Here is a 26,033-nt window from a genome sequence, read left to right as displayed (position 1 = left end):
AAACCGTCTTTTTTGAAAATCCGCGATATATCGCTTTTGAATGCGCGATATATCGCTTCTAAAATTAGTAACGATAGTGAGCAAAGGCTTTGTTGGCTTCTGCCATGCGGTGTGTTTCTTCCCGCTTACGAATGGCATTGCCGGTTTCATTAGCAGCATCCATTAGCTCATTAGCTAATTTGCCTGCCATTGTCCGTCCGGCTCTAGAACGAGAAAATTGTACCAGCCAACGTAGCGCTAGGGTAGTACCCCGTTCTGAACGCACTTCCATTGGTACTTGGTAAGTTGCTCCACCAACCCGGCGAGCTTTTACTTCTACTAGAGGCGTTGCATTCCGTACTGCTCTTTCAAAGGTCTCTAGAGCAGGATTACCAGTGCGTTCCTCGATAGTTTTTAATGCATCATAAACAATGCGTGCTGCAAGTGATTTTTTACCATGACGCATTACTCGCCGCATGATCATGCTAACTAGGCGGCTATTATAAACTGAGTCAGGCGGAACTGGTCGCCTTTGACTAACACCACGACGTGACATACTTCACCCTTAATTCGGTTTTGGCAACGAAATTATATGCTATCAGACACCGGAAACTAAAAGCGGTAGGAAACGCCGCTCAAACTTCCTCAATTTTTTCATCTTACAGATGCAGCCAGGCAAACTTACTTTACTTGTTACCTGTCATCAGACAAACAAGGCGACAACGTTAATAAACCTTAATATTTAGATTAAAGCGTTGCTGTCACTCAAATACGATTCGGATCAAAATATCCTACACTTGCTCGCTTAGTGCAGGACTTGATTTGTGGATACAGACACAAGAACTATAACTAATGCTGCGATCGCAAATGCCAGTTTTTTCTCCCTCAGCTATTCTAGGCTAGACGATTAATCGTAATTCATGCGATTAACCGCCTATTTCCTATTTTTTCGCTGCTTTGGGACGCTTGGTTCCATACTTGGAACGCCCTTGTTTACGGTCTTTGACTCCGGCTGTATCTAAAGTTCCACGAATGATGTGGTATCTCACGCCAGGAAGGTCTTTAACCCGACCGCCACGAATCATCACAACTGAGTGTTCTTGTAGGTTGTGACCAATACCTGGAATGTAAGCTGTTACTTCAAATCCAGAAGTCAGCCTGACTCTTGCCACTTTCCGCAGTGCTGAGTTAGGCTTTTTAGGCGTAGTTGTGTATACTCTGGTACAAACACCCCGACGTTGTGGGCATTGCTTCAGAGCCGGAGATTTGGTTTTCTGACGCGCTTGTTCGCGTTCATTACGGATGAGCTGCTGTATTGTTGGCATGAGTTACAGCGCGTAAGCTGCTTAGTGTCTAAGTTTTAACAAATCCTAATTATAACTTTTTTCAAGGTTTCATGTCAATTATTATTTGTGATTTGGGTCAATTGCTCAGAAATAGTTGTTTTTACTACTGATTATTGCTCAATGAATCTTGATTTAAGTTAAAAGAATTACCACAGCCACAAATAGAACTTGCTAGAGGATTTTGGAAGCGAAAGCCACCACCCATCAGATCTTCTGAATAATCAACTATTAATGCATCAACGTATTTTAAACTATCTGCATCTACAACTAACTGGATGCCATTCAGGTCAAATACGCGATCGCTGACTTTTACTGTCTCATCAAAAGACGTATCATAAAACCACCCAGAACAACCTCCGGGTTTAATTGCTAAACGGAATAAAACGTTTTGCGGCTGCTTCAACTTTAATCGCTTAATTTCACTGGCAGCGGCTGGACTCAATTGCATCATGGAATTTATTGTACAAATTTCCAACTCCATATTTACAGTATTACAGAATGGGGATTGGGGACTGGTGATTGGGGATAAGGGAGATGAGGGAGATGAGGAAGCAGGAGAGAAATTTCCGTTACCAATTACCCATTACCAAACCCCAAATCATAAAAAATCCCACCTTTTATGCGGTGGGATGAGTATAGAAAACTTATAAGGCAAGAATAGGGCTAAATGAGCGATCGCATCTTAACGGCTTTGATCGCCAGTACGGGCATAATCATCTTGATAGCGAATAATATCGTCTTCACCTAAATATTCACCATTCTGTACTTCAATCAGCACTAAGGGAATTACGCCAGGATTTTCTAGGCGGTGGGCTGTACATTGAGGTACATAGGTAGACTGATTATTGCTTAACAAAACTTCTTTTTCTCCACAAACTACCCTAGCTGTACCAGACACAACAATCCAGTGTTCGCTACGGTGATGATGCATTTGCAGGCTGAGGCGATGTCCTGGCTTTACTTCAATACGTTTAATTTTATATCCTCGCCCTTCTTCTAAAACTGTAAAAGAACCCCAAGGGCGTAATTCAGTTGCTGCAACGCCTCTGGAAGTTATCGCTGGAGGTAAGGGCAGAGCGTTAGTTTGTGTTGTTTCTGAAATTTGAACCATAGTAACCTCATTTAAAGACATAACAAACCGTCTGTACTTTAGGAACCATTGATGAGAATTCTGGCGTTACCGTGCAGTTGCGAAAATCGAGAATCGTGTCGCACCTTGCCAACGATAACAAAAGCAATCTTGAGGATGTAAAAGACTGCTACTAAAACTACAGCGTCTATACCAATTCTTCATCAAACACAAGGGCAGCTTTTTCTTAACTTTATGAAGGAATTGGGAATTTTAGATTTTAGATTTTGGATTTTAGATTTAAACCTTAATCCAAAATTGCAAATCCGTCTTGAAAAGTTTGCTCAACGGGGGGAACCCCCGCACGCAACTTTTCGCAAAATCCAAAATTGAATTGCCCTATGCCCTAAATCACTTTTGTTCTAAGAAAATACCTATGCCGTTGTGGACACGTGCAGCGGTACTGGGAGAACGATCTATTAATTGCCCTCCTAAGTAGAGACTGGTAGAGCTACCACCGTCTAAATTGAGAGCATCTACACAACCTAGAAGTTGCATCAGCCTTGCGTGTTCCGCTAATGTAGGGCCAGGGCCGCCAGCACGGTTATGTACAGCAGCAATCATCAAATTACCTGTAGCATTTGTGCAAATACCACTACGAATTGCTTTTTCGGCAATAAAAGCATCACTGAATTTTTCGCTCTTAGCATCAAGGACAATTTGACGGTTTTTGATGAGTAGTGGCCCCGCACCGATGATATTGGCATAACGATTAAATTCATGAGGAATTGTGCCACTTGTAATGCTAACTACGCTGCCAACGGGTAGTTGGGCAGCAGTATTCACTGCATTACCTCGTAAAGTGACAAGATAGCCATCTGGAGGAATAGGAAAGTTAGTTTGCCCAGCTTTACCACCTGGTAATTGATTGGTAACCTGGTCTTGCTGAACAGTTAAGATGATTTCGTTATCTGTAAGGGGAGTGTAAGTTTGACCCCAAGTAGGCGTATAACGAGCAATACCACTCTGAACATAGGCACTATTAACAAACAGAATTGGCGATCGCAAATTATTCGGCCCAATTAAAGTTTCCTGTAAGGTGAGGCGATCAAAATAAAATTCGCCGGAATCATTCCAGGCGATCGCACCTCGGTTTAATATCGGGCCTGATATCCACTGACCATTTTGACGAATGGCACCCAGTGGTAAGCGATTATTGCGGTTAAAATAACCACCATTAATTGCGGCTGCTGCTGAGAATTTAGGGGCCATTTGAATTAACGGTGCAGTCCCTACCGCACCATTAACATTACCGCGAATAGGTTTGAGCGTTAGCCCAAAAGCACGGGGATTAATTTCTAACCAAACAACTGGAAAGCGATCTGTGCCTAAATTAACTAACTGTTGTCGCCAATTCAATCCCCTAGCCCAAGTAATATTCTTTTCTACTAACGCATCGGGTCGAACTTCGATAATTAAGCGGTTGGGGTTAGCAACAGTATTAATTCGGGGAGACAACCCAAACGGAATGCTCAAACTAATTACCGTTTGGTTGTTCGCTACTTCTACTTGCTTGATTAGTGTTTCTGGTGCAGGGGTGGGTAATAATTGTTTGAGCAGATTTGGTATTGGCGCTGGTAAGGGTGCTGGTGGTAAGGGAGTATACCTTTGGATTAAAGCTGGATCAGCAATGCCATCGATAGCAATTTTCCAGACTCTATGAGGAATTTTCGCAGGTTTAGCTGTTGCTGTATCCGGATCTTGCGGACTTTTAGCTGGTAATTCTTGTGTAACTTGCCAAGGAGTTGGTCGGTCTAAATTAATAATGACGCGATCGCCAAAACTTTCTTGATTTTGTGAGATTTCTGTGACATTCGCAGCAGGTGTAGAAATTGCTAAAATGTTGCCATTGGCTTGTATCTGCCATCCTGCTGTTTGAGCAAAACTAGTAATATCTAAATAACGATATCCTCTTTGCAACCAAGCATCTAAAATTAATGGTGCTGTGCTATACGAAAACCAATTTATGGGTTGTCTAGCTGGATTGTTGCTGCTCAACAAATCTATGCCAATTAATTGCCTGAGTACACCATCACTCAGATGAGTTGTCAGTTGATCGGTAGTTCCTGGTCGCTGCAACCAAGCTCCTGATAAAGTACGACCATTGAGCGATATTTGATTGCCAGAGGCGATGACTCTAGAAAAGGGAGCTTGAGTAGACTGGGGCTTGATTGATGGTGTGGAAATATTTGTTGGGGGTAACTGTTGGGCCCTTGTAGCACTGGTAGTATATAAACACAGCGCTGTAGCGATTATTGGCGAAATCGGAGCCAAAACCAACCTGCTATGACTTCTTTTAAACACAGCAGTATGGCATTTGTGTCGATAATTATGCGGCATTTTTAACATGATTTGCTGGTACTTGTGAAAGCTATCACCCAAAATTGATATTGACTGATGATGCAGAAATCTAAAACAATAACGATCAAAGCTTTGAAAAAACGTGATACTATATATGATGGCTTGTTGTCTCTTGCAGACACAAAAGGGCATTTTTGACTAAACAACCACTGCAATTAAGTGTTTTAACTGGCACTTCCAGTAGTCTAAAACGGCAGTTTTAGAGATTAGCGCTGGATTAAAATATTCCCTCCTCACCGATGTTTGCTACTGTTGCTACTTAAGTGAGGTATAGCTAGTAGTAACGCAAGTGGCAATCGATAATTAACCAAAATCTAGATAACAACAGAAATATTTAGGAATTGTCAAATGGGCATATAGTGTAATAGGCTGATTTTGTTACCGCAATCAGGTAATTTCGGCAACAAAATTTAGTGAAGCGATCAGATTGATTTTCGTTTCAGGTGAGCTATTACTAGCTTTACTTGAAAAATAGCCATCATCTGGAAAAGCAAGAATTGAGAAACTACTTAGCTTCACGCAGGATATCAATATAAAGACATTTAGGGCAAAAGTAATTTGTCTAACTCAGCATAAACACATAAAAAAATAACGCGATTATTTTAACACGGGAGAACAACAACAACTGACCGAAGTTAAAATTTTTTTTCCCTAAATTTCGGTGAATGTTTATATTCTCCATTGCGAAATCTTAGAAATTTTTCTCATTGGCGGCGGCAAAATTAGTAACTCAGCATTTCAGGATTAGGCTATGAATAATACACCAAGGAATCAAGTGCAGAACATGTCATTTGCAGATAGGGAAAAAGATAGTTATCAGGGTCAAAGGTGGTTAGTTGAGGAAAGAGATGCCTGTGGTGTGGGATTCATCGCCCATCGCCAAAATTCTGCGAGCCACGAAATTATTGCCAAAGCCTTAACAGCCTTAACTTGCTTAGAACATCGGGGTGGTTGTAGTGCCGATCAAGATTCCGGGGATGGTGCAGGTATATTGACCGCCATACCTTGGGAGTTGTTCCAGCAAGAGTATATCCAAAGGGGGATAGAATCTTCATCTACAGGTAATTTGGCTGTGGGGATGATCTTTTTACCCCAAGACCCCCAAGCAGCCGCCAAATCCCGAGCAATGGTTGAAGAAATTGCGGCTGAAGAACAATTCACGGTACTGGGCTGGCGCGTAGTTCCAGTAAAGCCTGAGACATTAGGGATACAAGCAAAAGAAAATCAACCCCAAATTGAGCAAATTTTTCTAGCTGCTGCCAACAAAAGTGGTGAAGAACTAGAAAGGGCGCTGTATATTACCCGTCGTCGCATTTTTAAAGCTGCAAAAAACATCTCCGAGGATTTTTACGTTTGCTCTCTATCGAGCCGGACAATTGTCTATAAAGGCATGGTGCGTTCCGCGGTGTTGGGAGATTTTTATCTCGATTTAAAAAATCCCGCTTACAAAAGTGCCTTTGCTGTTTATCACCGCCGATTTAGCACCAACACTATGCCCAAATGGCCCTTAGCACAACCAATGCGGTTGTTGGGTCATAATGGCGAAATCAACACTTTATTGGGTAATATTAACTGGATGATGGCGCGAGAAGCGAGTTTAGCCCATCCAGTTTGGGGCGTTGGCGCAGCCTCTCCGCAGGAGTCTCGCATTGAGGAATTCAAGCCCTTAGTTCATATTGACAACAGCGACTCTGCCACCTTAGATAACGTCTTAGAACTATTGGTGCGTTCTGGACGCAGTCCTTTGGAAGGCTTGATGATGCTGGTTCCAGAAGCTTATCAAAATCAGCCTTCATTACAGGATTATCCTGAGATTACCGATTTCTACGAGTACTACAGCGGCTTGCAAGAAGCTTGGGACGGCCCAGCCCTTTTAGTATTTAGTGATGGGCAAAAAGTTGGTGCCACATTAGATCGTAACGGACTCAGACCTGCTCGCTATGCAATCACCAAAGATGACTACATCGTCGTCGCTTCCGAAGCTGGTGTAGTAGATTTACCGGAAGCTAGCATCGTGGAAAAAGGTAGACTGGGCCCAGGGCAAATGATTGCCGTGGATTTAACTACCAATGAAGTGCTCAAAAATTGGGAGATTAAGCAGCGGATTGCCAAGCAACACCCCTATGGGGAATGGTTGCAAAAGTATCGCCAAGACCTGAAATCCTTGGTAGCTGATTATTCTGCAGCCAGCAATGGTAATGGCAATGGTGCAACCAACAGCAACGGTAACGGCTATGCTGCAACTAATAATGAACACCTAGCCGCAGAAACAGTTGACAGAAAAACCTTGTTGCAACATCAAGTAGCCTTTGGTTACACCACAGAAGATGTGGAAATGGTGATTCAGCCAATGGCTATGCAAGGTTCAGAGCCAACCTTCTGTATGGGTGATGATATTCCCCTAGCAGTGTTGTCTGAAAAACCCCACTTGCTGTATGACTATTTCAAGCAGCGCTTTGCTCAAGTCACCAACCCAGCTATTGACCCCCTCAGAGAAAAGCTAGTTATGTCTCTGAAAGTCGAGCTAGGCGAACGGGGTAACTTACTAGAAGTCAAGCCAGAATATGCTAAGAGAATCAAACTAGATTCACCAGTCCTGACCGAAGCAGAATTAGAGGCGATCAAACTCTCTGGCTTTACAACTGCTCAATTGTCAACTTTATTTGAAATTGCTGCAGGGCCAGAAGGCTTAAAAGCAGCAGTAGAGGCTTTACAAGCCAAAGCTGCGGAATCAGTACGGGCGGGTGCCAAGATTTTGATATTGAGCGATCGCTCTTCCCTAGGAACCGAATACAGCTATATTCCACCACTGTTGGCTGTAGGTGCAGTACACCATCACCTGATCCGTGAAGGGTTGCGGATGAAAGCATCCCTGATTGTTGATACTGCTCAATGTTGGAGTACTCATCACTTTGGCTGTTTGATTGGCTATGGGGCTGGTGCAGTTTGTCCTTACATGGCTTTAGATACTGTCCGCGATTGGTGGGGCGATCCCAAGACGCAGCAGTTTATGGCTAGGGGTCAAATTGCTAGCATTACCCTAGACCAAGCGATCGCTAACTATCGCAAAGCCATCGCCTCTGGATTGCTAAAAATTCTCTCGAAAATGGGAATTTCTTTGCTGTCCAGCTATCAAGCAGCGCAAATCTTTGAAGCTATTGGGATTGGTAGAGATTTGCTAGAACTAGGATTCAAAGGTACAGCTTCCCGCATTGGTGGGTTGACTGTCAGTGACTTAGCCCAGGAAATTCTCTCCTTCCATCACAAAGCTTTCCCCGAACTCACAATTAAGAAACTAGAAAACTTGGGCTTTGTGCAGTACCGTCGTGGCGGCGAATATCACATGAATAGCCCCGAACTGGCCAAAGCATTGCATAAAGCAGTCGATGGGAAGCAATACGACCACTACGAAGTGTACAAAGAACACCTGAAAAATCGCCCAGTTACGGCTTTGCGTGACTTGTTAGATTTCCAAAGCGATCGCGCCTCCATTCCTTTAGAAGAAGTGGAATCAGTCAGCGAGATTGTCAAACGCTTCTGCACAGGTGGAATGTCTTTAGGTGCGTTGTCCAGAGAAGCCCACGAAACTTTAGCGATCGCCATGAACAGGATTGGTGGTAAATCCAACTCTGGGGAAGGTGGCGAAGATCCAGTCCGCTACAAAGTTTTGGATGATGTTGATGAATCTGGTCACTCAGCTACTCTCCCCCACTTAAGAGGTTTGCGGAATGGTGACACAGCTTCCAGCGCCATTAAGCAAGTTGCATCGGGAAGATTTGGTGTCACACCTGGTTACTTAGCTAGCGCCAAACAAATTGAAATTAAAATTGCTCAAGGTGCCAAGCCTGGGGAAGGTGGACAATTACCAGGGCCGAAAGTCAGTCCTTACATTGCGATGTTGCGGCGTTCCAAGCCTGGTGTCACATTAATTTCCCCACCACCACACCATGACATCTACTCTATTGAAGACCTCGCCCAGCTAATTTTTGACCTGCATCAAATTAACCCGAAAGCACAGGTATCTGTGAAGTTAGTTGCAGAAATTGGTATTGGTACCATTGCGGCTGGGGTAGCGAAAGCTAACGCTGATATCATCCAGATTTCTGGTCATGACGGCGGTACAGGTGCGTCACCGCTAAGTTCGATTAAACACGCGGGTTCACCGTGGGAACTCGGATTAAGTGAAGTACATCGCGTCCTGATGCAAAATAGCCTGCGCGATCGCGTCATTTTGCGTGTAGATGGCGGTCTCAAGAGTGGCTGGGATGTGCTAATCGGTGCATTGATGGGCGGTGAAGAATTCGGTTTTGGTTCCATCGCCATGATTGCTGAAGGCTGTATTATGGCGCGGATTTGCCATACCAATAACTGTCCTGTAGGTGTTGCTTCCCAAAAAGAAGAACTCCGTAAACGGTTCTCCGGTATGCCCGAACATGTGGTCAACTTCTTCTACTTTATTGCAGAAGAAGTGCGGAGTCTGTTGGCGAAACTAGGCTACCGTTCGCTATCGGAAGTCATTGGACGTGCAGATTTGCTAAAACAGCGTGAGGATATCAAACTCGCCAAAACCCAATCACTCAATCTCAACTGCTTAGTGCAGCTACCAGATACCAAAAATGACCGTAGCTGGTTAGTGCATGAAGAAGTTCACAGTAACGGCCCGGTTGTAGATGATGAATTGCTAGCCGATCCAGATATTAAAGCGGCAATTTTTCACCAATCTACCATCGCTAAAACTGTGAAAATCGTTAACACCGATAGAACAGTCGGTGCAAGATTAGCAGGTGCGATCGCATCTGAATATGGCGATAGCGGCTTCGCAGGACAAATTCATCTCAACTTCCAAGGTAGTGTAGGGCAAAGTTTTGGAGCTTTCAACCTACCTGGGATGATTCTCCGTCTAGAAGGAGAAGCTAACGACTATGTCGGTAAAGGAATGCATGGTGGTGAAATCATCATCAAACCTCCCGCTAATGCTACCTATAACCCTGCACAAAACGTAATTATTGGCAATACCTGCCTCTACGGTGCTACAGGTGGGGTGCTATTTGCCAACGGTCTAGCAGGAGAACGCTTTGCTGTACGTAACTCCAAAGGTTTAGCAGTCATTGAAGGCGCAGGCGATCACTGCTGTGAATATATGACTGGTGGTGTGATTGTCGTCCTGGGTAAAGTTGGGCGCAACGTTGCTGCGGGGATGACTGGAGGATTAGCTTACTTCTTGGATGAAGATGGTTCTTTCCCTGAATTAGTCAATAAGGACATTGTCAAAATTCAGCGAGTAGTCACAGAAGCCGGGGAGAAACAACTGCAAGAATTAATTCAAACCCATTGCGATCGCACTGGTTCACCAAAAGCGAAGTTAATTCTGCAAAACTGGCAAGAATTCTTACCTAAATTCTGGCAATTAGTTCCACCTTCCGAAGCTGATAGTGCAGAAGCAAATCCCCAAATTAAACAGTTGAGTACAGTTTAGTAATTGAGTGGAATTGTTAGGGATTTCCTAACATCATCAAAATCTAAATTCTTCTTGTAGGGTGGGACGGAAAGCCCGCCCTCTTTTGTTTCAAATTATCCATTCACGGCAGATTTTGGCACAAACAAGCATGAAAATTTTCCCATGCCCTATGCCCCAATACAGTTCAGTTAAGAAAATTAATTGATAACAAAACCAAAAAACTAGTTACTCAACAAAAAACCGAACAATAATTTTGGAGGGGGTTTGGGGGACGCAACCGTCACCCAATCGGGGGTTTGGGGGAGAATCCCCCAATTATGCTAGCTTTTTCCCAAGTGACAAATTAATCACTAATGATCTTATCTGAACTGTATTGCCCCATACCCTTTTTCATAGGTCATAACAAAACCCCACATAAGCTTTGAGAGGCTAACACCAATACCTAAAGCTTAGGTGGGGTATTTTAATTTGTAAGTTAACTTAAATAGTAAATTATTAGTGATACCTTTTACTTTTTATTAGCAATTAACTTTTGGTCTTTATCTTGCATTTCTAAAAGTTCTGGAATAGTCACAAAACTGTAACCTTCCTTCTTAAATCTGGCAATAATAGTTGGTAAAGCCTCTACTGTTTGGGAACGATTGCCACCACCATCATGCATCAACACGATTCCGCCCGGTTTTGCTTCCCTAAAAACATTATTGATTAACCGTGGCACACTTGGACGGGAGTAGTCCATAGAGTCTGAAGACCACATGATTACTGCATACTTACTATTTTTCGCATAATTAGCTACACCATTATGCATCATGCCTCCTGGTGGTCTAAACAGATTTGTTTTCACACCCGTCGTTTTAAAAATTATGTCTGTTGTGTTGTCAACTTCATAAGCAGCTGTTTGTGCATTCATAAAATGATACCAGTGATGCCACGTATGGTTAGCAACAGTATGACCTTCAGCTGCCACCCGCTTTAAAATGTCGGGAAAATTCTTGACATTCTGCCCTACTACAAAAAACGTTGCTTTGATATCATTTTTTTTGAGAATATCTAATACTTGTGCAGTACTCTCAGGCCAAGGGCCGTCATCAAAAGTCAGTGCAATGACTTTTTGTCCTTGAGTGAGTTTTGCTGCTTTGATGGTCGCCCCTACAACACTTGCTGGTAAAGGATAAGCCATACCCTTAGCTTGTGCTTGTTGTTGCCAGCTTGTCAGCATTGTCGCCTTTAAACTTTCTATCCTTTGTTGAGTTCCTGCTTGAGCAGATATAGTGGTTTCACTTATACTAGGCTGACCTTGAGCATCAGAGGCATTTGGTTTGACAAGCATCATCAAGCCAAGACTGAAAGTCCCAACTAAGCCAACTAATGCAATCAATATTCCTTGTGGCCAAAAAAACGACTTACTGTTTTCCACTTAATATAGCTCCTTCAAGGGACGAACCATCAGTTAAGTACCTGACGGTAAGTTATAACACATTTTCTCTAGATACTTAGATACAAATATAACTACTGATAATCCTGAAATTTGAATCAAGATTAACAGATAATTTAGCAATCGGTAATATAGATATAACAAGTTTCTCTGAACACCAGATTATCTGGCTTGATGAGAACCCTATCTATAGGGTATTTGGTAGTGTGGAATGCCCAAGCCCAAAACCACAAAGATTGGTATTTGCACTTGTAAATATCAATAGTTAAATCTAAGAAACAGTACAATCCGATGATTGACTGCACTTTTATAAGGTTTATGCTAGCAGGATTACTGATATTGACTCAGCTACCTTGTCTCATGAGTTGATTAATTTGCACACTCTTTACCTCTTAGTAATAAGCTTTGTTTTACTTTTACGCAAGAGGTTAGCTCCCCAATTAGCCTAGATAGAAGGCTACATATACGCTCCTAGCATTGAAAGGATTATTCAGTTTCATAGTTTATCAGGTATATTGTACTGCTGAGAGTGATTTTTTTCTTTTTAAAAAAAAGTTAAATTGTTAACTCTCCGACTGTTACTGTTTGATGCCATTAAATAAATAGACTACATTCAATCGAATATAGTTTCTCATTGCTTAAATAAACTTAGTCGTTAAGCTAGATACTCTTTACTAATGACATCAAATAAAATTTTATTTGGTTATCAGCTAGAGATTTTGATCCTGATACTTTCTGCAGTAAGTGGCTGAAAAATTATTGCTAATTGTAAATAGTTAAAATCAGCAAACTTTTCTACACTTTATCAATGCATAAGTTTAAGAATTCACGTATATATTTCTATAATTAAGAGCTATATATTACCGTATTTTTACTTAAAAATCTACAAGAGATGGCTGTAATCATATCATAACTTTGATTTCATTTAAATATAATTTCTACTGTGATGGCTGTCATCAGCAGTTTTAAAGTATTTTTCTAAAATATATAGTTTTAGATTATACTGCGTAACCTAAAATTGATGCTGATTGCATAGATCAAGTTTCTTCTACCTAACAGATTGTGGATTAATACTTAAACTAAAGGTTGAGGCTGGGCATCAATAATGACACAAAGTATAGCACCTATGTAAACAGTATTAAAGCCAAGTTAGCGGTATTGCTTAAGGAAAACATTTGGAGTAAAAAATAAAACTCAGCAATGTATACTCCGATCACGACTGCTGAGAATAGGAATGATGAATGAGATGCGATCGCCACTCAGGTGTCACTTCAGTACTAAAATACCTTCCAGAGGAAAAATACCAGCAGTTAATGCTCAACAACAATTTTGATGAGTTAGTCGTCAGCACTAACATACGGTATAGGGCTAAAGCAATCAGACTAAATTTCTGACTAAGAATCTGTTTCTAGAAATTGAACGTCAAGATGATGGTAGACAATTTAAGATATCAGTTCATAGTTTTAACTATGTAAGCATTGATAGTTTGTGGCACAAAATCTTTGGTTAAATTTGTTTAATAAATATGGCTGCTCCCAATTTTTTTAGAGTCAATAAAGATTACTTCATATTATTCATAATTTGGTTAATCGCCTTAATTATAGATAGGACATGGTTTTTCTTAGATGAATCTATCCCTGCTTACGATCAAAGTGCCCATTTAACAATGGCATTACACCATTATCGAGTTTTTCAAGATTTTAATCCTTTCTCTGGCGATTGGTGGTTATCTTTATGGCAGCGCAGTCAGAGTTACCGTGCACCTTTTGTTTATATTTGTACTGTACCTTTTTTCTTATTATTTGGTAGAGGATACGATCAGGCTACTTTAGTGAATTTATTATTTACTGCAATAATTATTGTATCTGTATATCATTTAGGCAAATATTTATTTAAGCGTAGTCAGGTGGGCATAACCGCCAGCATATTTTGTCTGTTATTTCCTATTTTGGGAATTATGCGGACAGATTATTTATTAGATTATGGGTTAATGGCAGTTGTTATCTTTACTTTTACGATTTTAACGGTTTGGAAAGATAGTTTTACAGGTTTTTATTCCTTGATATTAACCCTAAGCCTAGGATTAGGAGTAGGGTTGATAATGCTGGCTAAACCAACAGGATTTATTTTTATTTTAGTACCTAGTATTTGGCTATTTATTGGCTTTATTAGAAAACGCCAATATATTAAATTGCTACAAACTGGTTTAGCCTTAACTGTAGCTTGGTTAATTTGTGGTTTTTGGTACGGCTTAAATTGGCTGACGATTATTACCTCTGCATTAAATGCTAACAATGTTGGTAAAGCTGAAGGCGATCCACCAGCCACAACTCTTGCTGGATGGTTAGTTTATCCAAATATGCTACCTGAAAGTATTGGATTACCAATATTATTTACTAGCATTGGTATTTTATTGGTTTATCTAATTAAAAATAAATTTAAAAAGGCAGCAATTAAAGCTATATGGCATCAACCTGGTTTAAATTGGTTATTAATCTTCTTATTCAGTAGTTATATATTCTGTTCCCTAGGCACAAATAAAGATATTAGATTTATTCTGCCTGTCTTTCCTGTTATTAGTTTGATTTTGGCTTATTTATTGCATTTAATTGAGAATAGATGGTTTGATAGAGTCAGATTTACGGCTATTGGACTTAGTGGCATAGTTTTAATCAATAATTTATTTCCATTACCCCTAATTCAAGCATGGGGAGGAAAGCATTTACCTAATGATGAGGGAAAAAAATATCCTTTAACGCAATTAATCGATAAAATTAACCAAACTAATCCCTATTTAAGGACAACTTTAGGAGTAATCCCGGTTTCTACGCCTCAAGTTAATGAGTTTACATTAGATTATTTTGGTACATTAGCTGATTTTCGCGTCTCTGGTAGGAAATTAACTACTAACTTATCTCAAGTAGAGCAAGATTTAGAGAATTTTTCTTGGTATGTGACTAGAGATCATGAACCAGATGAACCTGGTGAAAGAGGGGAAACTAAACGCAAATTAAAATCTTTAGTTGAGTCCTCTCCTGATTTAAAATTACAGGGTGAATGGGGATTGCCTAATGCTGATCAATTACGAATATATCAGCGCGTAAATCCGGCTGTAGTGGTTGAAAAATTAAATGAGAGTAATGCTGCCATTAGTTTAAAGCAAGTAATAGCAGCTAATCAGTTAATTGTGGGTAAAAATAATCCTATTACTTATCAAATAACAGGTTCATGGGATGATTTGCAAAATGGCTTATTACTTTTAAAATGGCAAAATGAACAATCAGCTTGGTATCACGATCATGCCATTGCCTTAGGTAATTTATATTGTGGGCTAAAATGCCATCCTCAAGGTAGTTTTCAAGTCACGGAAAATCTATCTACATTTATCCCAACAACGCTACCAATCGGGAAATATCAACTATCAGCCTTGTATTTGGATAGAAGAAATGGCAAAGTTACACCTTTCAATATTCCTAACACTAGTGTGGATGTGACAGACACAGGAAATATAGCAAAATCACCAGCATTAGATTTAGTTTCTCGAATGTCGCAATTAGCTGGAGAATTTCAGCAGGGTAAGCTAGATAATATCTTTGTGCAAATAGGGAATTTTAACCAATATGATGCTAACAAAGATTATTTAAATCAAATTGAATTCGCGGCTAACTATTATTTGCAGAATGAACCCAATAACCTCAATTGGCGTTATACTCTAGCTTTATCACAACTTTTACAGCGTCAAGTTCCAGAATTAATTCAAAATTTAACAGAAATAACTAAATATGATGCCAAAAATCCTTATGCATGGCTTTACTTAGCGTTTGTTTATTTATATAATTTTCAACCTAGACAAGCAGAACCAAAATTAGCGATCGCAGAAAAACTTAAACCAGATGTACCCGAATTAAAGACTTTAAAAACAGTCACAAATATTATGAAATTTTTGCCGTTAATTCACTTTTAAAATATGCGCCCATTCACAGACAAAGAATGGTTATTAGCTTTATTAGCAGCTTCCCTGGTTTTGTGGCTGATATTTTTGGGTAACTTACCCCTACGAGACTGGGATGAAGGGACTTATGCGATTGTCGCTAGAGAAATTTATCGCAAAGGAAACTGGCTTTACCCTACTCTTCAAGGAGAACCATTTTTATTAAAACCACCTTTAATGCAGTGGTTAATTGCATTGTGCTACCACATCGCAGGAGTGCAAGAATTTACTACTAGGTTTCCTGGCGCGTTGTTAACAGCCTTGGGAGTACCTTTACTTTACATGGTGGGGCGTTTGGTTTTTTTAGAAAGTTTACCAGCGCTGTTTTCTGCTTTAGTTTACTTAACTATGCTTCCTGTGGTGCGTCACGGTAGATTAGCAATGTTAGATGGAATGACAATTTCGTTTTTTCTACTATTGCTGTTTTGTTTATTCAAGGCGCGTCATCAGCAAAAGTATGCTTTGGGTGTGGGTTTTTGTTTAGGGCTAATTACTCTTACTAAGGGAATGTTAGTAGTAGTGTTGGCAGGAATTGCTGGGTTATTTATTCTGGTAAATAGGCAATTCATTTTATTAAAAAATCCTTATTTATGGGTGGGAATGTTGTTAGGTAATGCACCTGCGATCGCATGGTATGTTGCTCAATATCAACATTATGGTGATGCATTCTTACAAGTGCATTTTCAAGCCCAAGCTTTAGATAGGCTGGGAACAGCAGTAGAAGGAAATACTGGCCCGCCTTGGTATTATTTACTAGAGATTCTCAAATATGGTTTTCCCTGGCTATTGTTTTTACCCGGAGGTTTATATTTAAGCTGGAAAAAACGCCAAACTGCTTGGGGTTGTTTAATTCTCGTTTCCACAATTGTCTATTTAGGGATTATTTCCTTGATGAGAACAAAACTACCTTGGTATGTAATGCCGATATATCCTTTTTTAGCTTTAGGAATAGGTGTTAACTTAACTGAAATCTGGCAACAAGATAAGTTAAAAGTGAAAGCCTTAACTGTATTATTTGCTGCCTTATCTGTTGTTGGTTGTGGAGGTTGCGTTTACTTTTTAATTGCCGATCCACAGCCTAGTTTAATCACCATGAGTATTGTTTTAGCAATCACTATGGGTATGACAGCATGGTTGATTAAACAGCAGAATTGTAAGTTTATTCCAGTATTATTTGCTGGGATGTATTTAGTTTTAGCCTTGTTAATGAGTTCAAAATCTTGGGTTTGGGAGTTAAATGAAACTTTCCCCGCCAAACCAGTAGGCGCATTAATTCGGGCAAATGTACCAGCCGGAACGCAAATTTACACTTCTTTTGCTTATGGTCGTCCTAGTGTAGATTTTTATAGTGATTGTAAGGTTACAGCTGCTCCTTTGCCTGTTTTACAACAAATGTTAGCTAAAAAGTCTTATTTGCTGTTAGATAAAGATGCTATGCAAAAAATAAATCTTAGTAAGAGTAAAGTTAAAGGTGAAGCTGAAGGATTTAGTCTAATTGCACCATAAATTAACTACTCTTTACTAAATAAATACACATCATCACGCTGATATTGCAATTTAAATTCCGGCTGAGTTTGCAACTGATTGTATAAGTTCTGATAATCTTCTGGACTTGCTGCCCAACCAGGATGGCGCAGATTCAGCAATATATAGTGATAATTATTTACGTCGTTGAGATTATATTTAAAGCTAATTAATTCTCTATGGGTTAAATGTGGCGTAATTATATCTGTAGTGAAAACGCTATCTGGAGTTTTAATTAAAGCGATCGCATTTTTAGTGGCTTGCGAATTATCTACATTTCTGAGATACCTAGAAGTAAATAATCCCCATTTACCTAGAACTAAAAACCCTATTAAAGACCATATAATAATTACCCGATTTTGCTTTATCCAGGCTTTACCACTTGCAAGGCTGGCAATTATCGCTACCATTAAAAATGGTAATGCTGCTAGGGAGTAATGCAAAACCAAATTTTTCTGTGAGGGATGATCGGCAAGTATATTCAATGCGATACAAGGAATTGCACCTATTAAAGGTATCATATATTGTGGTTTTAAACCCCATAATATAGGCGCTATTAAACTCACTAAGTATTCTAAATTGATAGATGAAAAAATATTTTTGAAAATAACTTCTGGGTGGGATAGTAAAATTTGTATCGTTTCCGAAAATGAGTTTCCTAAATAGCTATAGCGATAAAGATGACGGTTGAGTAATGCTGCTTCACCACCAAAAAACGGGATAATCAACTCATTCGCAATCAGAAACCATGCTGTACCGTTAAAAAGTGCGATCGCACCATATAATCGCTGCTTTTCAAAAAAGAATAACCACACCCCCATAGCCGCTACCGTCAAGGAAAGTACGGCTTTACAACCTAAAACCAAAATAATACTAATGCAAAACCAAATTATTTTTTTGCTTCTAGCAGCGAAAATTGCTGTTAAAAGTGCAGGAACAGCAATTACATCGGGGTGAAAATCACACAAATTGCTGTTATAAACTACTGGATATAGTAGGTAAACAGCCATCATGACGACTGCTTGAGTTTTGTCTAAACCTGCTTGCAATGCTAGCAAGTATGTAGGTAAAGCACCTAACGCTAAGGCAAAAGATTGGACTGCAAACAGCCAATAAACGCTAGGGTAAATTTTGTAGAGTAAAGCCAAAAAATATAATATCCAAGCAGCATGATCTGCTAAAGCATGAAAACCAATTATCGAAGAAACTGGTGTTTTTCCCTGACTAATTAAGTAAATTCCTTGGTCAAAAAATGCTAAATCTCCAGATGAGTTAAATAATTCATGTCTGAGGGTACTAGAGATAAATAAGATGATGGTGCTAATCAAAATAATTGCACCAACAGTATTCAATTTGGGAATTTTTTTATCCACTAGAATTTATGATGATTCTCTAGGAAATTTTGGCTTTTAATTTCGGATAAATCATATCACAATGACGCACAATAAACCAAAGCGTAAAACCTAAAGGAAAAGCAAATAGTTTGATATATATCGGAGTTCCTAGATAACCAAAAAATGAAGCCATTTGTACTGATATGGCTACCCAGCGATATTGAGGAAAATAAAACGCAAAGATAATTGACAATATATCAGCAGGGTAAAAATATCTTTCGTGCATTTTCGGCAGAATATAGGGCATAAACAAAACCGATATAGTTGCCAAATGAATCAGTCTGTCTTGAGTAATTTCTAACCGATTTTTGAAAACAACAAGATAGGCTAATAGCAACATAGCTGCTACTGTTAAAGCTAAACCTATCGGCACTACAATATTATAAAAATCGTTGGGAATCCATTGATATAAATTTGGTGAGCCTTTCGCTAGTTCCTTATATTTATTAGCTTGGTTAAAGTAGACTAATAGTAAATCAGGCATGGGTCTGCCTGCAAACCAAGCTGGTAGCATTAAAACTATATATACCAAGGGTACTATAGGCAGCAAATACCAAGAGATTCTTTTTTTCAGCACCATGATTAAGAGTAAAGGTGCTAAAAACATCGCTTGTAATTTAAAAGAAACGGCTACACCAAAACTAATTAAAGCTGGAATTTGCTTGTAAATAGATAAAAAGTAAACGCAAGCAACTAATCCCGTTGTATAGATAACGTCACATTGACCCCAAAGGGAACTATTGTAAATAACTGTAGGGCTTAAAATAACTGCTAAAAAAGCAAATATTGCCATTCTGCCAGATGGATATTTTAATTTAACAATTTTGTAAGTGAAAAACGCACAAACAAAATCCATAGACATGGCAAAAAGCTTAATTCCCAGTATTTTTGGCAATCCAGAAAGCAGCGTTGCTGCAATCAAAATCCAGTAGAGATAGGGTGGTGTATAGTCAGCAAAACCATATTTTAAAGCACTAAATCCACCGTGGGAAGCGATGAAATCATACCAAGGCGCTAAAAAATATTTATAATCAACTGATTTATTGGGAATACAAAGCCACCGAATGAATACAGCGAAAATAATACCAAGACCCAAATATACGCTAACGGGGTAATTGAGCGGAGATTTGATAAATTTAAAAAATGTCTGCTCTGAAGTTTTCGCCATAAATGATTATCTATTCTTCAGAAATTATAAAATCTTTCTATTCCTTTTCTGCAAAAATTCGGATGCTGTTGAGGCAATCCCTACAATTGTTTACGCCTAAGCATCTGCTGCCAAATCAATAGGGTACAGCATTGCTGTACCCTAAAATCGTCAATATTTACCCTACCCAAATTTGCTTGGCAAAGCCTACAGCTAGCCTGGCAAGTAAGACAGCAAACAAGCCCAAGGTTAAATAACCCCAGCGATAATGCCGAGATAGCAAAACACCTACGCCAACGCTTAAAGGCACAATACCATAAGCAAGACGGCTGAGTGAGAGCGTACCCCCAGAAGCTAACAGTAAACCTATACCGCAAAAACCATAGATTGTAGTTACTGGGGTGAGTTGCTTACGCAATCGCCACAAAATGAAGCCACCACCCAATACTGTAAACAGGTTCAGGAAATTATTAATGAATTGTTCGTTAACCAGAAAGAAAAATATTCCAGCTAAAGCATACAATCCATAAAATACCTTAGCCTCAATTAAGTATTTGCGGAAGCGCCATAAAGGATAAGCGCTGACAAGTATGATGCTAAACAACAGAGGGTGCCAAGGATTTTTTACCCAAGCATCCTGCCAATTGGATGTTCCTATGGCAATTTCCATCACCATATTCCACCAACCTTGCCCATCAAACCCAAGAGAAGGTCGCCAGCCGCGTTGCGCTTGAACGAAGGCTAATGGGTGACCAAATTTAATCAGGCAAAAAAGGCTGAATGACAGGATACCAATCGCTGTAGCCAAAGATGCTACATAAGCGATCGCAGGTCTACGTTGTCTCCAAGATGCGATCGCTAATGCTGGAATCAGCGCCATCCCTGTTGGCCGTGTGGCTGTGGCTAGTGCGCCCCACAAAGCTGTCCAACGATATTGCTGTTGATCAAAAGCCCGCAAAGCCGCAGTACTCAAAAATAAATACAGCCCCTCTGTATAAACCACTCCAGTAAACATAGCTTGAGGACACCAAGCCATCACAGCAGTCACCCACTGCGCGGCGATGATTCCACAATGCTGTTTCACCCAAAAGTAAACACAGTACAGGGCGGCGCAAAATGCGATGTTATTGATCAGCGTTCCTGCTAATTCAAACGATAAGCCCAGCTTCATTAACAGCCAGATACTTAGGGGAAATAGGGGAAAGAACGCCAGATTATGTTGGTTGCCATCATCGACAAACTCATAGCCAGACGTGACTATTGAGCGATAATGTACGCTATCCCACGCATTCACAACTTCCCAGCCAAAGTTAGGAGTCGTTCCGTCCGTTGGATCTGATAAATGTGGGGCTAGCAGCAGCATGGCTATGAAGATGAAAATTCGGCTGAAAACCCAGACTGCTGCCGGAAAAATGAGTTCATTTTTCCATAAAGATTTTGCTATAAATATTTGAACTTTAGCCATAGACTTGAGTTTTTCAACCGACTCCTTGATGCATCCTTTGAACTATGGCTACCATTCTAAAATTTCTAAGTATCATTCAACACCTCACACTCATCCACTCACTCAATTAATCAACTGTAAAAGAAAAAGGCTTGTAATGTTATTAGCCTTTCTTAATCAGTAATAGCTGTCGGTTACTAATTGCACAAATTCTAGGCAATTATGATTAAATTTATAGTATTTATATACACTGTTTTGAGCAATGCTCAGGAAGAATCAACTAGAGAGGGCTGTACAGAAGTCTAGAGCAATTAATCCCATCTGTACTCAAGAGTCAAAAGTTAAAATTTCCGGGTAAAGTATATTTCTGAATTTTGAATTAAAAAGTGGCAGCGAATCAATCAGGGAATTTATTCAAATGAGATTTCTTGATCCTCTCTGCTCCCTGCTAAGGGACTTCCAGAAATTAAATTATCCATTTAAGAGAGCGAAGCCCATAATTGTCTTCTTCCTCCTCTGAGGTGAAAGTGCTGAGTTCTGAGTAAAAATCCCATTACAGCTTTTATGCAAGGCTTTGGAAATTTTTTTCATTGGGACTGCTTGCCAAAGCGATCGCTATATTTGTTAAATGAGAAGCTTGTATCCTCCTGGTGCGGATATCAATAGGGCTGATAGCAGTATGACTTCTTAATCAAGAGTAATTCTCTATCTTGAGTTGCATTGATTCTACCCATGACTGTGATTAAGAGTCCTCAGCAATTTATAGTGAGAATTGTTTGTAAATCCTTAAACAATTGTGAAAGCTATTACTCTTGTTGGTTCCACTGGCTCTATTGGTACTCAGACTTTAGATATTGTCTCTCAGTACCCAGATCAGTTTCGGATTGTAGGATTGGCAGCGGGAAGCAATGTAGAAATGTTAGCTGCTCAGATTCGGCAGTTTCGACCGCAGATAGCAGCTATTTGTGTAGAAGAAAAATTGCCAGCGCTACAAGAAGCAATCAAAGACCTCGATCCGCAACCAATTCTTCTAGGTGGCGAAGCTGGGGTTATAGAAGTTGCGCGCTATGGTGATGCCGAAACTGTTGTGACTGGTATTGTTGGTTGTGCAGGTTTGCTACCAACAATTGCGGCGATTGAAGCAGGTAAAGATATTGCCTTAGCAAACAAAGAAACTCTCATTGCTGGTGGGCCTGTAGTTCTGCCTTTAGTAGAAAAGCATGGCGTAAAATTGCTACCTGCTGATTCCGAACATTCCGCAATTTTTCAATGCCTCCAAGGTGTACCTAAAGGCGGTTTAAGAAAAATTTTACTCACTGCTTCTGGTGGTGCTTTCCGAGATTGGGAAGTAGAAAAGTTAGCAGAAGTCACCGTTGCTGATGCCCTCAAACATCCTAACTGGTCTATGGGGCGGAAAATCACAGTCGATTCTGCGACTTTGATGAATAAGGGTTTAGAAGTAATTGAAGCTCATTTTCTCTTTGGCATGGATTATGACCAAATTGAGATTGTTATCCATCCCCAAAGTATTATTCACTCGCTGATTGAACTACAAGATACTTCAGTTTTAGCTCAACTGGGCTGGCCAGATATGCGCTTACCCCTACTGTATGCTTTATCTTGGCCCGATCGCATTTACACAGATTGGGAAAGATTGGATTTGGTAAAAGCAGGAAACTTAACCTTCCGCGAACCAGACCATCAAAAGTATCCTTGTATGCGGCTAGCTTATGCAGCAGGTCGCGCTGGCGGTTCCATGCCGGCTGTGTTAAACGCTGCCAACGAGCAAGCTGTGGCTTTATTTTTAGAAGAAAAAATTCGCTTTTTAGATATTCCCCGTTGTATTGAATCGGTGTGCGATCGCCATCAAAATGATAACTGTAAAAATCCCTCTTTAGATGACATTTTGGCAGCAGATAAGTGGGCAAGGCAAGAAGTTTTAGCAGCAACTGAAAATTTAACAACTCAATCGCGGGTAATTTCTCTGCGATAAATTATTAAACCCAACAAAGCAATTTTGTTTTGTTGGGTTTTTTTGGTAATGGGTAATTGGTAATTGGTAATTGGTAATTGATACAAACACCAAACACCAAACACTAAATACTTTTCAGTCTCCCTTTTGTAAAACTTCCTGAAGCATAGGCGCGAGTTCTTTACTTAAGCGACCAGAACGCACAAATTCCGCGTAGGTGTCTGCCTCAATAGAGAAAAGTTCTCCGCGCAACTGTTCAAATATAAAGCTTTTTAGGTTGGGATATTCATTTTGTAATTTGTCTATTTCTGCTTGTAAATCTTCAAGTTCACCTTTAATTAATGCCTCTTGATAACGGTAAAATTCTGGGTCTATACCTGGACGCTGATCGGTTTGCAGGTGTTGCAGAACTCTTTCTAAAGCTACATGACGAGCCGATAATTCTAAATAGCGATCGCGTAAGGGAGCATCGCCTAAAAGATTGAGTTTTTGCAACAAAGGTTTAATCGTTAGTCCTTGAACTAACAAAGTAAATAGAACTACTCCAAATACTGTAGCGATAATTTCTTCTCGCTCTGGCAATATTGTTGGTACACTCAATGCTAAAGCTATAGAAACAGAACCGCGCAATCCTCCCCACCACAAGATAGTTTGGTCAGGTAAAGAAATTTCTGAGTTAGTCAGTTTTGTACTTAATTTGCTGAGAAGATAAATCGCAATTAATCGCATCAAAATCATTGCTGCAAGTGTGATAGCAATGATGTGGAGGTTTGCTGCCAAACTTGTAAAGTGAATTTGGTCGCCAATCAATAGAAATACTATTGAGTTAACAAAAAAAGCTAAAAATTCCCAAAATTCAGAAACAATAATTCGGGTACGGGGATTCATGCCGATACGAGAGCCAAAGTTACCTAAAATTAAGCTTGTAGTTACTACCCCAATTACGCCAGAACCCCCTAAGTCTTCAATAATTAGGTAAGTTCCGTAAGCTGAAACTAGAGTTAAAGATTGTTCTACTAAAGGTAAATCGAAGCGTTGAGTTAGGTAGGAAATACCAAACCCAATGAGACTTCCTACTGCCACACCAATACCAATAACTTTCAAAAGCTGTAACAAAATTGCTTGGATTTCTAATTCTGCATTTCCTAAAGGTAATGCCACTAAAAAACCAAAAGCTACTACCGCCATACCATCATTGAATAAGCTTTCGCCTTCCATGAGAGTGACCAGTCGGCTGCTTACTCCCAATTCTCGAAACACAGCAGTAACAGAAACCGGATCGGTAGCCGACAAACTCGCCCCAATCAGCAACGCTGTAGTTAAAGATAAGCCAGCAAATTGATTGAGACCTATTGCCACCCCCACAATAGAAATCACTACTCCCAAAACTGCATATAAGCAAATTGGCAGCAAATCGCGCTTCAAATCAGACCATTTCAAATTCCACGCAGCTTCAAATAGTAAGGGTGGTAAAAATATTAATAAAATCAATTGCGGCGAAAGGTTGACTAAGCGAATATCCGCAAATGCCAAACCCAATCCCACAATTACCAGTAGCAAGGTATAAGGTATCTGGCGAAACCAGCTAAATATTTGCGGTAGGGTTGCTACTCCTAAAGAGACTGACAGTACTAAAAGAAATTGCTTTAAGTTAGCTGTAATAACTTGTTCAGCAATTGCTGGTTCAAGCGTCATAAAGAAAATCCTGGTAAAGTGTTTTACTTACTCTGCATCTGACCATTTCTAGATGACATCAGTCAAATATAGGATTTTAATGAACCAATGACTAAAAATTCACCTTTCAAGGAGGATGGTCTTGGGTAATAACATTCGAGACCGCTTTAAAAATTTTCGTCGCCAAGGATCTCAACCAGAGCAACTCCAAAAAATCCAAACGGATTTGCTGGCGGAATCAACCTTAGACGCATCCTACCTAACTTTGATTGTGGGTTCCTGTGCGATCGCTACTTTTGGTTTATTGTCCAATAGTAGTGCTGTCATTATTGGTGCGATGATTATTGCGCCTCTGATGCTACCGATTCGGGGATTAGCCTTTGGCGCATTAGAAGGTAATGTAATTCTCTTCCGCAAAGGGATAATAGCCGTCGTGGTGGGTACGTTCTTGGCGGTAGTCATGGCTTACAGCTTGGGAATGCTTGTACCTATACCCAGCTATGGTAGTGAAGTGCTAGCCCGTTCTGAACCCACACTATTAGATTTAGGCATTGCTGTCGCCGCAGGTGGTATCAGTGGCTACGCCAAAGTTGAGCCGAAAATTTCTGGTAGTGTGGCGGGCACTGCGATCGCAGTCGCACTTATGCCCCCTATCTGCGTGATTGGTTTAGGCTTGGCGCAAGGCAACTGGTCACTAAGTATAGGCGCAACCCTGCTTTACCTCACCAACTTATTGGGGATTACTTTATCCTGTATGCTGACATTCTTGGTAGCAGGATATACATCTTTCTCTCGTGCCCGTCGTCCTCTCATTTGGACATTAGCTTTAACCGCAGTCTTGGTCATTCCTCTAGGTGTCAGCTTTGCTCGGCTGGTAAGACAAGGGCAATTGGAAATGAGCTTACGCAGAGCATTATTGAATCGAACTGTTACCTTTCAACGCTTACGCTTAATTAATAGTAATACCAACTGGCTAGCAAATCCGCCAGAAGTGCGTTTAATTGTGCGATCGCAAGAACCCGTCACACCTCGACAAGTGAAGTTATTAGAAAACTTTATCGAGCGCGAAATGGGACAATCCTTTACCCTAATTTTTGAAGTTGGTGAGGTAGAAGAAGTTCGCGCAGAACAAAGTCAAGCAAAATAATAATATTTTCATAATTGTAGAGACGCGATTCA

General features: G+C 40.1%; 16 protein-coding genes. 6 read left to right on the top strand and 10 right to left on the bottom strand.

All coding sequences use genetic code 11. From position 1 onward, the window contains the following. Positions 1–64: 64 nt before the first annotated feature. From rpsG to HGR01_RS32350, 3 genes are all read right to left on the bottom strand, one after another. Positions 65–535: a 30S ribosomal protein S7 gene (gene rpsG / locus HGR01_RS32360; protein ID WP_045868171.1), complete on the bottom strand. Its 471-nt coding sequence runs from the start codon at positions 533–535 to the stop codon at positions 65–67. A 385-nt stretch (positions 536–920) separates the two neighbouring features. After that, positions 921–1,304, bottom strand: coding sequence for a 30S ribosomal protein S12 (gene rpsL / locus HGR01_RS32355; RefSeq protein ID WP_045868172.1), 384 nt, complete (start codon positions 1,302–1,304; stop codon positions 921–923). Positions 1,305–1,428: 124 nt separating this feature from the next. Further along, the gene (locus HGR01_RS32350) at positions 1,429–1,776 is read right to left on the bottom strand and encodes a HesB/IscA family protein (protein WP_045868173.1); all 348 of its coding nucleotides are present in this window, start codon (positions 1,774–1,776) and stop codon (positions 1,429–1,431) included. Between HGR01_RS32350 and HGR01_RS32345 the strand changes: the two genes are divergently transcribed. Next, positions 1,775–1,975 carry a hypothetical protein gene (locus tag HGR01_RS32345; protein WP_045868174.1) on the top strand — a complete coding sequence of 67 codons (201 nt, stop codon included), beginning with the start codon at positions 1,775–1,777 and terminating at the stop codon, positions 1,973–1,975. The two genes, HGR01_RS32350 and HGR01_RS32345, sit on opposite strands and share 2 nt — an antisense overlap. Positions 1,976–2,007: 32 nt before the next feature. On the opposite strand, the gene HGR01_RS32340 is transcribed toward HGR01_RS32345, so the two are convergent. Both HGR01_RS32340 and HGR01_RS32335 read right to left on the bottom strand, forming a co-directional pair. Further along, on the bottom strand, positions 2,008–2,436 hold the full coding sequence (locus tag HGR01_RS32340; RefSeq protein ID WP_045868881.1) for a phosphomannose isomerase type II C-terminal cupin domain: 429 nt from the start codon (positions 2,434–2,436) through the stop codon (positions 2,008–2,010). Between the two features lie 369 nt (positions 2,437–2,805). Further along, the gene (locus HGR01_RS32335; protein WP_071989342.1) at positions 2,806–4,803 is read right to left on the bottom strand and encodes a phosphodiester glycosidase family protein; all 1,998 of its coding nucleotides are present in this window, start codon (positions 4,801–4,803) and stop codon (positions 2,806–2,808) included. 763 nt (positions 4,804–5,566) lie between these two features. Here HGR01_RS32335 and gltB point away from each other — a divergent pair. Continuing rightward, entirely contained in the window at positions 5,567–10,291 is a 4,725-nt protein-coding gene (gene gltB, locus HGR01_RS32330; protein WP_045868175.1) for a glutamate synthase large subunit, read from the top strand. 490 nt (positions 10,292–10,781) lie between these two features. On the opposite strand, the gene HGR01_RS32325 is transcribed toward gltB, so the two are convergent. Continuing rightward, complete coding sequence (locus tag HGR01_RS32325) at positions 10,782–11,690, bottom strand: polysaccharide deacetylase family protein (RefSeq protein WP_045868176.1); 909 nt, start codon at positions 11,688–11,690, stop codon at positions 10,782–10,784. A gap of 1,543 nt (positions 11,691–13,233) precedes the next feature. Between HGR01_RS32325 and HGR01_RS32320 the strand changes: the two genes are divergently transcribed. Together HGR01_RS32320 and HGR01_RS32315 are read left to right on the top strand one after the other, a co-directional pair. Then, the gene (locus HGR01_RS32320) at positions 13,234–15,672 is read left to right on the top strand and encodes a hypothetical protein (RefSeq protein ID WP_045868177.1); all 2,439 of its coding nucleotides are present in this window, start codon (positions 13,234–13,236) and stop codon (positions 15,670–15,672) included. A 3-nt stretch (positions 15,673–15,675) separates the two neighbouring features. Beyond that, on the top strand, positions 15,676–17,205 hold the full coding sequence (locus tag HGR01_RS32315; RefSeq protein WP_045868178.1) for an ArnT family glycosyltransferase: 1,530 nt from the start codon (positions 15,676–15,678) through the stop codon (positions 17,203–17,205). A gap of 5 nt (positions 17,206–17,210) precedes the next feature. Here the strand turns inward: HGR01_RS32315 and HGR01_RS32310 are convergent, their stop codons facing one another. From HGR01_RS32310 to HGR01_RS32300, 3 genes are all read right to left on the bottom strand, one after another. After that, positions 17,211–18,596, bottom strand: coding sequence for a DUF2079 domain-containing protein (locus HGR01_RS32310; RefSeq protein ID WP_045868179.1), 1,386 nt, complete (start codon positions 18,594–18,596; stop codon positions 17,211–17,213). A gap of 19 nt (positions 18,597–18,615) precedes the next feature. Continuing rightward, entirely contained in the window at positions 18,616–19,785 is a 1,170-nt protein-coding gene (locus HGR01_RS32305) for a membrane protein (RefSeq protein ID WP_045868180.1), read from the bottom strand. A gap of 157 nt (positions 19,786–19,942) precedes the next feature. After that, entirely contained in the window at positions 19,943–21,229 is a 1,287-nt protein-coding gene (locus tag HGR01_RS32300; RefSeq protein ID WP_045868181.1) for a mannosyltransferase family protein, read from the bottom strand. Positions 21,230–22,004: 775 nt separating this feature from the next. On the opposite strand from HGR01_RS32300, the gene dxr reads away from it, so the two are divergent. Further along, positions 22,005–23,201 carry a 1-deoxy-D-xylulose-5-phosphate reductoisomerase gene (dxr, locus tag HGR01_RS32295; protein WP_045868182.1) on the top strand — a complete coding sequence of 399 codons (1,197 nt, stop codon included), beginning with the start codon at positions 22,005–22,007 and terminating at the stop codon, positions 23,199–23,201. Between the two features lie 114 nt (positions 23,202–23,315). On the opposite strand, the gene HGR01_RS32290 is transcribed toward dxr, so the two are convergent. Continuing rightward, a complete protein-coding gene (locus tag HGR01_RS32290) occupies positions 23,316–24,875 on the bottom strand; it encodes a cation:proton antiporter (RefSeq protein WP_045868183.1) in 1,560 nt (519 codons plus the stop codon). 115 nt (positions 24,876–24,990) lie between these two features. Between HGR01_RS32290 and HGR01_RS32285 the strand changes: the two genes are divergently transcribed. Beyond that, on the top strand, positions 24,991–26,001 hold the full coding sequence (locus tag HGR01_RS32285; RefSeq protein WP_045868184.1) for a DUF389 domain-containing protein: 1,011 nt from the start codon (positions 24,991–24,993) through the stop codon (positions 25,999–26,001). Positions 26,002–26,033 lie beyond the last annotated feature (32 nt).

The sequence above is a fragment of the Tolypothrix sp. PCC 7712 genome, from assembly GCF_025860405.1.
Lineage (GTDB): Bacteria > Cyanobacteriota > Cyanobacteriia > Cyanobacteriales > Nostocaceae > Aulosira > Aulosira diplosiphon.
Note: the sequence above shows the minus strand (reverse complement) of the source record. Positions and strands in the feature narration are given on the sequence as shown.